General features: G+C 71.2%; 11 protein-coding genes. All 11 read right to left on the bottom strand.

Translation table 11 applies throughout. From position 1 onward, the window contains the following. Positions 1-38: 38 nt before the first annotated feature. The 11 genes from J0695_RS15290 to J0695_RS45395 all read right to left on the bottom strand — a co-directional run bounded on the left by J0695_RS15290 (position 39) and on the right by J0695_RS45395 (position 9765). Entirely contained in the window at positions 39-698 is a 660-nt protein-coding gene (locus tag J0695_RS15290) for a response regulator (protein WP_206962581.1), read from the bottom strand. Beyond that, positions 695-2011, bottom strand: coding sequence for a sensor histidine kinase (locus J0695_RS15285; protein WP_372445770.1), 1317 nt, complete (start codon positions 2009-2011; stop codon positions 695-697). The genes J0695_RS15290 and J0695_RS15285 overlap by 4 nt, the downstream gene beginning before the upstream one ends. Positions 2012-2099: 88 nt before the next feature. After that, positions 2100-2948 (bottom strand): alpha/beta hydrolase family protein, encoded by an 849-nt coding sequence (locus tag J0695_RS15280; RefSeq protein ID WP_206962580.1) that lies wholly within the window; start codon positions 2946-2948, stop codon positions 2100-2102. Positions 2949-3003: 55 nt separating this feature from the next. Next, positions 3004-4164: a kynureninase gene (gene kynU / locus J0695_RS15275; RefSeq protein ID WP_206962579.1), complete on the bottom strand. Its 1161-nt coding sequence runs from the start codon at positions 4162-4164 to the stop codon at positions 3004-3006. Beyond that, positions 4157-4996 (bottom strand): tryptophan 2,3-dioxygenase family protein, encoded by an 840-nt coding sequence (locus J0695_RS15270; RefSeq protein WP_206962578.1) that lies wholly within the window; start codon positions 4994-4996, stop codon positions 4157-4159. Before J0695_RS15270 ends, kynU begins: the two co-directional genes overlap by 8 nt. Positions 4997-5185: 189 nt before the next feature. Continuing rightward, positions 5186-5602, bottom strand: a complete 417-nt coding sequence (locus tag J0695_RS15265) for a DUF3151 domain-containing protein (RefSeq protein WP_206962577.1) — start codon at positions 5600-5602, stop codon at positions 5186-5188. Positions 5603-5654: 52 nt separating this feature from the next. Next, on the bottom strand, positions 5655-6818 hold the full coding sequence (locus tag J0695_RS15260) for a MalY/PatB family protein (protein WP_206962576.1): 1164 nt from the start codon (positions 6816-6818) through the stop codon (positions 5655-5657). An 81-nt stretch (positions 6819-6899) separates the two neighbouring features. Further along, on the bottom strand, positions 6900-7922 hold the full coding sequence (fbaA, locus tag J0695_RS15255) for a class II fructose-bisphosphate aldolase (protein WP_206962575.1): 1023 nt from the start codon (positions 7920-7922) through the stop codon (positions 6900-6902). Positions 7923-8099: 177 nt separating this feature from the next. Beyond that, positions 8100-8645, bottom strand: a complete 546-nt coding sequence (gene pyrE, locus J0695_RS15250; RefSeq protein WP_206962574.1) for an orotate phosphoribosyltransferase — start codon at positions 8643-8645, stop codon at positions 8100-8102. 10 nt (positions 8646-8655) lie between these two features. Further along, positions 8656-9450 carry an aldose epimerase family protein gene (locus J0695_RS15245; RefSeq protein ID WP_206962573.1) on the bottom strand — a complete coding sequence of 265 codons (795 nt, stop codon included), beginning with the start codon at positions 9448-9450 and terminating at the stop codon, positions 8656-8658. A 9-nt stretch (positions 9451-9459) separates the two neighbouring features. Further along, complete coding sequence (locus J0695_RS45395) at positions 9460-9765, bottom strand: hypothetical protein (protein WP_307798636.1); 306 nt, start codon at positions 9763-9765, stop codon at positions 9460-9462. Positions 9766-9946: the final 181 nt, after the last annotated feature.

Below are 9946 nucleotides of genomic sequence, written 5' to 3'. Positions count from 1 at the left end.
CCCCGGTTTCGGGAAGGGGCGGGGGGCTCAACCCCCGCTCAACCCGGCCGCACCAGCCCCGTCTCGTACGCGAACACCGCCGCCTGCGTCCGGTCCCGCAACCCCAGCTTCACCAGGATCCGCGACACATGCGTCTTGATCGTGGACTCCGCCACCACCAGCCGCGAAGCGATCTCCGCATTCGAGAGACCCTGCGCGATCAGCACCAGCACCTCCGTCTCGCGCTCCGTCAACTCCTCCACCTGCGAGAGCGACCCCCGCCGAGGCGTGTCCGAGAGTTTCGCGAACTCCGTGATCAGCCGCTTCGTCACCGTGGGGGCCAGCAGCGCCTCCCCCGAAGCCACCACCCTTACCCCCTCGGCCAGTTGCCGCGCCGAGGCGTCCTTCAGGAGGAAGCCCGAAGCCCCCGCCCGCAGCGCCTGGTAGACGTACTCGTCGAGGTCGAAGGTCGTCAGGACCAGCACCTTCGCCTCCGCGTCGGCCGCCACGATCTCCCGCGTCGCCTCGATGCCGTTGAGCTCGGGCATCCGGATGTCCATCAGGACCACGTCCGGGCGCAGCGCCGCGACCTGCTCGACCGCACCCCGGCCGTCGACCGCCTCCCCCACCACCTCGATGTCCGGCATGGCGTTGAGGAGCACCGAGAAGCCCTCGCGGACCATCATCTGGTCGTCGACGATGAGGACTCTGATCGTCATGCCTGTTCCTCTGCAGCCTTGGCCACCGGAAGGAAGACCGCGATCTCGTAACCGCCGTCGTCCGTCCCGTCCGCCGTCATCTCACCGTTGAGCATCGACACCCGCTCCCGCATCCCGGTGATCCCGTGCCCCGCTCCGGGAGAAGGCTTCACCAGACCCCGCGCGGGGCCGTTCACCACCCGCAGGCCGAGGCCCCCGAGCACGTACGACACCTCCACCCGCGCCTCCGCCCCCGGCGCGTGCCGCAGCACGTTCGACAGGGCTTCCTGCACGATCCGGTACGCCGACAGCTCGACGCCCTGCGGGAGTTCACGTACCGCGCCGGTGACCGCCTTCTCCACCGTCAGGCCCGCGTCGCGCACATTGGCGACCAGACCCTCCAACTCGGCGAGGGTCGGCTGCGGGGCATCCGGCGCCTCGTAGTCCTCCGCCCGTACGACACCGAGAACCCGTCGCAGCTCGGTCAGGGCCGCGACCGCGTTCTCCCGGATGACCTCGAAGGAACGGGTCAGCTCGGGCGGCGGGTTCTCGACCCGGTAAGGGGCCGCCTCCGCCTGGATCGCGACGACCGACATGTGGTGGGCGACCACGTCGTGCAGTTCACGGGCGATGGTGGTGCGCTCCTCCAGGAGCGTGCGCCGCCCGCGTTCGACGGCGGTGACCTGCCGCTGGACGGTGATCTCCTGCTTCGCGTCGCGGCGGCTGGTGATCAGCACGGTGAACAGGAGCAGCAGCGCGGCGAAGAAGAGCATCAACCCGGTGGTCGGGCTGTTGCCGCTCCCCACGACGGCCTGCGCGAGGACGCCGTACAGCGCGGTGCCCAGCCACAGCCAGACCGCGGTACGCGGCCGGGTCCTGGCCGCGACCACGACGAGCACGACCAGATGCGCGAAGAACGCGGGGACGGACCACCCCGAGGCGCTCCAGTCCTGACCGATGAGCGTGGTCACCGACGCGGCAGCCAGCGAGATCCACCACGCCCCCACCGGCCTGACCAGCGTCATCAGCAGAGCTACCGCCGGGATGACCCCGCAGAGCAGGGACGTGAAGGAACCGCCTCCCGCACCGGTGCCCACCCCGAACAGCACGGTGATCAGCGCGGCCCCCACCACCAGGATGTGCGGCGTCCAGGCGACGGTGTCGCGCAGCCTGCCCTTCATCCGCCGGGTCAGCGGCCCCTCCATGCGAAGGGGCCCCAGCGGGCGGTAGGCGAACGGGTCCTGGCAGAGGTCCTGGCGCAGTCCCGCCATGGCGCCCGCGACCAGGCGGAGCTCCGGGCTGCGAACCTTCATCGACTCGGTTGTCTCGGTCACGTACACAACCGTAGGCGGCCATCCGGGTGACGTCGTCAGCACTGATACGGATCCTGAGCCGTCCCCCTCAGGGACTACCCGGCTCCTCCTACCAGGCCAATTGCGCGATCTCCTCGGCCACCACCGCGCACGCGTCCGCCACCGGGTCGATCAGCGCGAAATGCGCCACCCCGTCGAGGAGCGTCATACCGACCACCTCGCCCTCCTTGGCCGCCGCGTCCACGAACGCCTCACTGACCTGCATCGGGACCGTCTCGTCGAGCCGGCCCTGTACGACGGCGGTCGCGATCCCGGTGGGCAGGAGCAGCGCCGGGTCGGCCCACTCCGCCCTGCCCCCGTCGCCCAGGAAGGCATCCACCGCGCCGTCGCAGACAGCCATCTCGCGCGCCAGCGCGAAGTGGGCGATCGGCGCGAGCGCGACCACACCGCGGAAGGGGGGCGTGGTCCGGTGCCAGGGTGCCTCGGGCGGCAGCACCTGACGGGCCGCCGCCCACAGGGCGAGGTGCCCGCCGGCGGAGTGCCCGGTGAGGACGGTACGGCGCAGGTCGGCGCGTGGAAGGTGCTCCCGTACGAGAGCGGGCAGCGCGTCCAGCGCCGCCGCCACGTCGTCCAGGGTGTCGGGCCAGCGGCCCGCGCTGCCCTCCGCCTCGCCCCCGCGCCGGTACTCGACGACGGCGACGGCGAGACCGCGGCCCGCGAGGAACGCGGCGAAGGGGGTGATGTGCGCACGGTCCACACGCTGCCGCCAGGCGCCCCCGTGCAGCACGACGGCGAGCGGCACGAGGCCCTCGCCGCCGTGCGGCGCGTAGAAGTCCACCACTTGGTCGGGGTGTTCGCCGTAGACGGCGGTGGAATCGGGCGCGACGGCGGGGTGCGAGAGGACCGACTCGGACTCGGCGGCCTCGACTGCCTGGGCTGCCTCGGTTCCCTCGGACATGGTGCTCAACCTCTCGGTGCGCGGGGCCCGTTACCCCTGACCAGCGGGGACGCTATCAGGCCAAGACGCTCGCCAGGACAGCCGCTGCCCTCTCCGCGTCGGCGAAGCCCACGTACAGCGGGGTGAAACCGAAGCGGAGGATGTCGGGCTGCCGGAAGTCGCCCACGACGCCGCGGGCGATCAGCTCCTTCATCACCGCGCCCGCGTCGGCGCAGCGGAGGGAGACCTGGCTGCCGCGCTCGGCGTGCGCGGCCGGTGTGACCGACTCCAGGGTGACGTGCTCCAGGAAGAAGTCCGTCAGGGCGAGGGACTTGGCCCGTACCGCCTCGATCGACACCCCGTCCCAGACGTCGAGCGCCGACTCCAGGGCGAGCATCGACAGGATGTCGGGGGTCCCGACGCGGCCGCGGACCGCACCCGTGCCCGGGGTGAAGTCCGGCGTCATCCCGAACGGGTCGGCGTGCGAGTTCCAGCCGGGGAGCGGCGAGTCGAAGGACGACTGGTGGTCGGGGCGCACGTACAGGAAGGCGGGCGAACCGGGGCCGCCGTTCAGGTACTTGTACGTACAGCCGACGGCGAAGTCCACCTCGTGCGCCTCAAGACCGACGGGCAGCGCGCCCGCGCTGTGGCAGAGGTCCCAGACGGCGAGCGCGCCGGCCTCGTGCGCGGCGGCGGTGATGCCGGGCAGGTCGTGGAGGCGGCCGGTGCGGTAGTCGACGTGGTTGACGAGGACGGCGGCGGTACGGGGGCCCATCGGGTCGCCCGGGGTGTAGGGGACGAGCCGCTTGCCGGTCATACGGGCCGCGGACTCGGCGACGTAACCGTCGGTCGGGAAGGTGGTGGCGTCGACGAGGACCTCGTCGCGGGCCGGGTCCGCCATGCGTATCGCGGCCACCAGCGCCTTGAAGACGTTGACGCTCGTGGAGTCGCCGACGACGGTCGTACCGGCCGCCGCGCCGATGATCGGCGCGATCCTGTCACCTGTGCGCTCGGGCGCGGTCCACCAGCCCGACTCGTCCCAGGAGCGGATACGCAGCTGCCCCCACTCGCGCTCCATGACGTCCCGCATCCGGTCGGGGACGTGGCGGGGCAGCGCCCCGAGGGAGTTCCCGTCGAGGTAGACGGTCTCCTTGTCGAGGCTGAACAGCTCGCGGCACACGGCGAGTTCGTCGGAGGCATCCAGCTCGGCCGCCCTCGCGGCACTCTGCTCAGACATGGCTGCGCGCCGTCCACAGCTCGGGGAACACGTTCTTCGTGGCGCGCTTCTCCAGCCAGGACACTCCCGCGGAGCCGCCCGTGCCCACCTTCGAGCCCATCGCCCTGCGCGTCGCCACCAGATGGTCGTTGCGCCATCGCCAGACCAGTTCGCCGACATCGGTCAACGCCTCGCCGAGCCGCACCAGTTCGGTGTCCTGGTCGGCGGCCGCGTAGACCGCCGTCCACACCGCCTCGACCTCCGGCGACGCCTCGTACTTCTGCGCCAGGTCGCGGTTCAGGACCGCATCCGGGACCGCGTGACCGCGCCGGGCGAGGAGGCTCAGGACCTCGTCGTACACGCTCGGCTCCTGCAGTGCCTTCTCCAGCTCGCCATGGACCCGCGGTGCGCCCCGGTGCGGGACCAGCATCGACGCGGACTTGTCGCCGAGGAGGAACTCCATCCGCCGGTACATCGCGGACTGGAAGCCCGAGCCCTCGCCGAGCGCGCTGCGGTAGGCGTTGAACTGCGCGGGGGTGAGCTGCGCCAGCGGACGCCAGGAGGCGTTGAGCGACTCCAGCTCGTACGTCGAGCGCTTCAGCGCGGCCATCGCGGCCGGCAGGTCGTCCCGGCGCAGTGCGTGCGCCGCGGTCTCCCACTCATGGACGATGACGGTGAACCACAGCTCCATGACCTGGGTGGTGACCAGGAAGACCATCTCGCCGGGGTCGTCCGAGCGGAGGTGCTGGAGGTGGGTGAGGACGTCGGCCTGGACGTAGTCCTCGTACGGGGTCGTCCCCGCGAAGTCGAGATGCGGGGCCTCTTCGGGCGCCCCGGGGGTTACGTCGGACATCACTGTCTCCTTGCACAAGTGCCCGGGTAGCGGTCCGCCCCTTCCAGTAGGCATCGGAGCCCCGGTCCCCACCCGAATCATCCGTGGCGGGAGCCCTGACGGCAAGCGCGCAGAGGGCTTCCGGGCTGTGATCCGCGCTGCACGAAGGGGAGGCCCGCACCGGGTGTGCGGGCCTCCCCTTACGTCACTTCACAGTCCGAGCGTCTCCGCCGCGGTCGCGGACGAGTCGCGCAGGAAGGACGAGCAGCGCTCGTACTCCTCCTGCTCGCCGATCGCCTGCGCCGCACGGGCCAGCGCGTGCAGCGCGCGCAGGAAGCCGCGGTTGGGCTCGTGCTCCCACGGCACCGGGCCGTGGCCCTTCCAGCCGGAGCGGCGCAGTACGTCCAGGCCGCGGTGGTATCCGGTGCGGGCGTACGCGTACGACTCCACGGCGTTTCCGCGCTCGAAGGCGTCGTCGGCGAGCTGCGCCCAGGCGAGCGAGGACGCGGGGTATTTCGCAGCGACCTCGGCGGGCGCGGTGCCGGCCGCGAGCAGGTCGCGGGGCTCCGGGTCCTCGGGCAGGTGGGTGGGGGGCGGGCCCCCGAGAAGGTCTTGGTGAATAGCCATGGTTCCCAGTCTGCCTGGCCGCGAGCCCCGGTGGGACCCCGTGTCAGGCCCCTCAGCCCCGGAGCCTGCCCAGCGCCCGTACGAGCGCGTCGGTGCCCGCCTCCGCCTTGGAGCGCGGACAGCCGACGTTCAGCCGTACGAAACCGTCCGCGCCGTAGACCGAACCGCGCATGATCGCGACCTTCTCGGTCTGTACGAGCTCGTGCTGGAGCGCATCGTCGTCCACCCCGAGGGGCCGCAGATCGATCCAGGCGAGGTAACCGGCCTCCGGCGGAGTCCAGCCAAGCTCCGGGAAGGCCGCGCCCAGCCGCTCGGCGACCATCGCGAGATTTCCCGCGGTGTACGCACGGACCTCGTCCAGCCACTCCGCGCCGTGCCGGTACGCCGCGATGTGCGCGGTCAGCGAGAACACGGCGGGCGAGGCGAGACCCTCCCCCGTCTCCATCCGCCGGAGGTACGCGGCGCGGTCGTCCGGGTCGCCGATAATGCCGTAACTGCCGGTCAGCGCGGGGAAATTGAAGGACTTGGAGCCGGAGGTGATGACGGCCCAGCGGCCGCTCCCGTACCGCGTCCAGGGGAGGTGGCGGCCTCCTGTGCCCGTGGGGTCGGTGTGCACGAAGTCGGCGTGGATCTCGTCGCTGATGACGGCGGTTCCGTACCGCTCGGCGAGGCGTGCGAACCCGCTCAGTTCGGTGTCCGTCCACACCTTTCCGGTGGGGTTGTGCGGCGAGCAGAGGAGCAGCACCTTGCTGTCGGGGCGCGCCAGTTCCCGTTCCAGGGCGTCCTGATCGCCGACGGGGACACCGCGCAGTTCGCGCCCGAGACCCGATATTGCCTTGGTGAAGCCGTCGTACGTGGGCGTGTGGACGACGACGCCGTCACCGGCCGCGGTCCACATCTGCAGCAGCTGGGAGAGCTGGTTGAGGACGGACGGGCCGTAGACGACCTGCCCGGCGTCGAGATCGGTGTCGTACCGGCTCGCGTACCAGTGGCGTATCGCCGGCAGGAAGTCCCCGTAGCGCCAGTCCGTGTACCCGAACACCCCGTGCGCCAGCCGCTCCTGGAGCGCGGCCAGCACCTCGGGCGGCGAGGCGAAGTCCATGTCGGAGATGGTGAACGGCAGCAGTCCGTCCACGCCGAACCGGTCGGCTACGCCGTCCCACTGGACGCACCAGGTGCCGCGGCGGTCGATGGGGGTGTCGAAGTCGTACGGCATGGCTCTCCCTGGGACTTGGCCTCGGACATGACGCGGGCCCGGCACCCCGCGAGGGATACCGGGCCCGGCGTACGCAGCTGACTACTTGATCTTCGTGCCCGTGGAGCGCAGGTTCGCGCAGGCCTCGGTGACGCGCGCGGCCATGCCCGCCTCGGCGGCCTTGCCCCAGGTGCGCGGGTCGTACAGCGACTTCGTGCCGACCTCGCCGTCGACCTTCAGGACCGCGTCGTAGTTGCGGAACATGTGGTCCACGACCGGGCGGGTGAAGGCGTACTGGGTGTCGGTGTCGAGGTTCATCTTCACGACGCCGTTCTCCAGCGCGGTGGCGATCTCCTCGGCGGTGGAGCCGGAGCCGCCGTGGAAGACGAAGTCGAACGGGGACGCCTTGCCGTACTTGGCGGCGACACCCTCCTGGAGGTCCTTCAGGAGCTCGGGACGGAGGACGACGTTGCCCGGCTTGTAGACGCCGTGCACGTTGCCGAAGGAGGCGGCCAGCAGGTAGCGGCCCTTCTCGCCCAGGCCGAGGGCCTCGGCGGTGCGGAGCGCGTCCTCGACCGTGGTGTAGAGGTTGTCGTTGATCTCGTGGCTGACGCCGTCCTCCTCACCGCCGGTCGGGGTGATCTCGACCTCAAGGATGATCTTCGCGGCGGCGGCCTTGGCGAGCAGCTCCTGGCCGATGGCCAGGTTGTCCGCGAGGGTCTCGGCCGAGCCGTCCCACATGTGGGACTGGAAGAGCGGGTTGAGGCCCTTGGCGACACGCGCCGCGGAGACCTCGAGCAGCGGGCGGACGTAACCGTCCAGCTTGCCCTTGGGGCAGTGGTCGGTGTGCAGCGCGACGGTGACCGGGTACTTCTCGGCGACGATGTGCGCGAACTCGGCGAGGGCGACGGAGCCCGTGACCATGTCCTTGTTGTACTGACCGCCCAGGAACTCCGCACCACCGGTGGACATCTGGATGATGCCGTCGCTCTCGGCCTCCGCGAAGCCGCGCAGCGCAGCGTGCAGGGTCTGCGTCGAGGTGACATTGATGGCCGGGTAGGCGAACTTGCCTGCCTTTGCCCGGTCCAGCATCTCGTTGTAGACCTCGGGGGTTGCGATGGGCATCTGTCCGCTCCTTGGCTATGTGCGGGTGTGCGTTGCGGGTCCCTGACCTGGGGGCGACGTCATCGTCGGGGCCCATCTTTCCAGACTCTTGGTATTACTCCACCTGGTACATGCGTCGAGGGGGTGACCGTTTCACGTGAAACGGTCACCCCCTCGACGTTCCAGCAGGTCAGAGCCTTACAGACCCAGATCCGCCTGGGAGTACGCGAAGAGGTACGGGACCCCCGCGCCCTCGGTGATCTTCTCCGCCGCGCCGGTCGCCCGGTCCACGATGGTCGCCACCGCGACCACCTCGGCGCCGGCCTCGCGCGCCGCCTCGACGGCGGCCAGCGGGGAGCCGCCGGTGGTGGAGGTGTCCTCGACGATCAGGACCCGGCGGCCCTTGATGTCCGGACCCTCGATACGGCGCTGCATACCGTGCTGCTTGGCGGCCTTGCGCACGACGAACGCGTCCAGCGCACGGCCGCGGGCGGCGGCGGTGTGCAGCATGGCGTCCGCGATCGGGTCGGCGCCCAGGGTCAGCCCGCCGACCGCGTCGAACTCCAGCTCCGCGGTGAGGTCCAGCATGATCCGGCCGACCAGCGGGGCGGCGGCGCCGTCCAGCGTGATCCGGCGCAGGTCGATGTACCAGTCGGCCTCGATGCCCGAGGAGAGGGTCACCTTGCCGTGCACGACGGCCTTGTCCTTGATGTGCTGCAGCAGCTCGCCGCGTACGTCAGTCATGGCTACGAGCTTAAAGGCGTCGCCAGGACCAGGTGGTCGCGATCTCCAGGGGGTCGATCGGGGTGACCAGACGGGGCAGGGCATTGAGGCCGTTCGGCGGGCCCGACTGGGGCTCGACGCAGACGGCCGCGGCCTGCTCGTCGTAGACGACGACCCACTCGGCCCGGCTCTTCACGGCGAGCTCCAGCTGTCCGGGCCAGGTGAGGGTGACATCGACGCCGTCCGGCATCCCGAAGCAGTCGTCCCAGGGGCCGGGGAGGGGCTCGATACGGCGCCCGGTCGGGAGGTGGTCGTCGCCGCGCTCCTCCTGCCACTCGGGCGTGAAGGCGATGGCAACGCCCTCGCCGCCTTCGCCGAGACTGCGGTTGAACCAGGGGTGCCAGCCGGCCTGGGCGGGGAAGGAGTTGTCGTACGTCTCGACGCCCAGGGTGAGCGTGACCGAGTCCTCCGTCAGCTCGAAGAGCTGGGTGACCTTGCCGGTGTACGGCCACGGGTCGACGAGGTCGTACGTGAAGGCCGCCTCGCTCCTGCCCGCACGGGCGGTGCGCCACGCGGTGTCGCGGCCGGTGCCGTGGATGGCGTGCGGTGGGGAGTTGAGCGGCATCTGGTGCCGCTCACCGCCATTTCTGAACTGGCCGTGCTCGATGCGGCCGCACCACGGGACCATGGGGAAGCAGCCGTACTTCTCCCCCTGCCGCAGGAGCTCGGTGCCACCGATCCGGAGGCTGCTGATACGGCAGCCGTTGGCGGGGTTCACGGTCAACTCGACGTCGCCGGCGGCGAGCCGGACCTCTTCACTACTCACACCGCGACCCTACCGGCGTCGCCTCAGGGCGCGACCGACCACCACCGCGGAGGCGAGCGCGAGCGCCGCGGCGGGGGCCGCCCAGCGCAGTGTCGCGGAGGCCGTCGCCGATGCGGGGGGCGGGACGGGGGCGTAGCGGCCGCGCGGCGGGGCGTGGTCGACCTCCTCCGCGCTGCGGCCGATCATCGTGCGGCGCGCGTGCGCGGCCTCGGCGGGCTCCCTGTCGAGAGGGGTGTCCAGGGGCGAGTCGAGCGGCTCGAACTCCGCCTCGGCCAGTACGTCCAGCGAGGGCGGCGGGACCTCGGTCTCGAACACCGTGGACGGCGCGGTGTCGTCCGCACGCTCGTCCCCGGACCTCGGGCTCCGCGACGGCCTCGTCCGCCGGTTCCGCGCCCAGCCGGTCCGCGAACCGTTCCAGGATGCGCTCCGCAGCGGCCAGCGCGGACGCGTCGTCGAGCTCGGCGATCCGGCCCTCGCCGCGGGCCGTCCCCGCGAA

Source organism: Streptomyces beijiangensis (assembly GCF_017315755.1).
Taxonomy (GTDB): Bacteria; Actinomycetota; Actinomycetes; order Streptomycetales; family Streptomycetaceae; genus Streptomyces; species Streptomyces beijiangensis.
Note: the sequence above shows the minus strand (reverse complement) of the source record. Positions and strands in the feature narration are given on the sequence as shown.

What these genes read in the sequence shown, in the direction of transcription:
- J0695_RS15290 (WP_206962581.1), bottom strand. Translation starts at nt 698, where the DNA reads ATGACGATCAGAGTCCTCATCGTCGACGACCAGATGATGGTCCGCGAG.
- J0695_RS15280 (WP_206962580.1), bottom strand. Translation starts at nt 2,948, where the DNA reads ATGTCCGAGGGAACCGAGGCAGCCCAGGCAGTCGAGGCCGCCGAGTCC.
- kynU (WP_206962579.1), bottom strand. Translation starts at nt 4,164, where the DNA reads ATGTCTGAGCAGAGTGCCGCGAGGGCGGCCGAGCTGGATGCCTCCGAC.
- J0695_RS15270 (WP_206962578.1), bottom strand. Translation starts at nt 4,996, where the DNA reads ATGTCCGACGTAACCCCCGGGGCGCCCGAAGAGGCCCCGCATCTCGAC.
- J0695_RS15265 (WP_206962577.1), bottom strand. Translation starts at nt 5,602, where the DNA reads ATGGCTATTCACCAAGACCTTCTCGGGGGCCCGCCCCCCACCCACCTG.
- J0695_RS15260 (WP_206962576.1), bottom strand. Translation starts at nt 6,818, where the DNA reads ATGCCGTACGACTTCGACACCCCCATCGACCGCCGCGGCACCTGGTGC.
- fbaA (WP_206962575.1), bottom strand. Translation starts at nt 7,922, where the DNA reads ATGCCCATCGCAACCCCCGAGGTCTACAACGAGATGCTGGACCGGGCA.
- pyrE (WP_206962574.1), bottom strand. Translation starts at nt 8,645, where the DNA reads ATGACTGACGTACGCGGCGAGCTGCTGCAGCACATCAAGGACAAGGCC.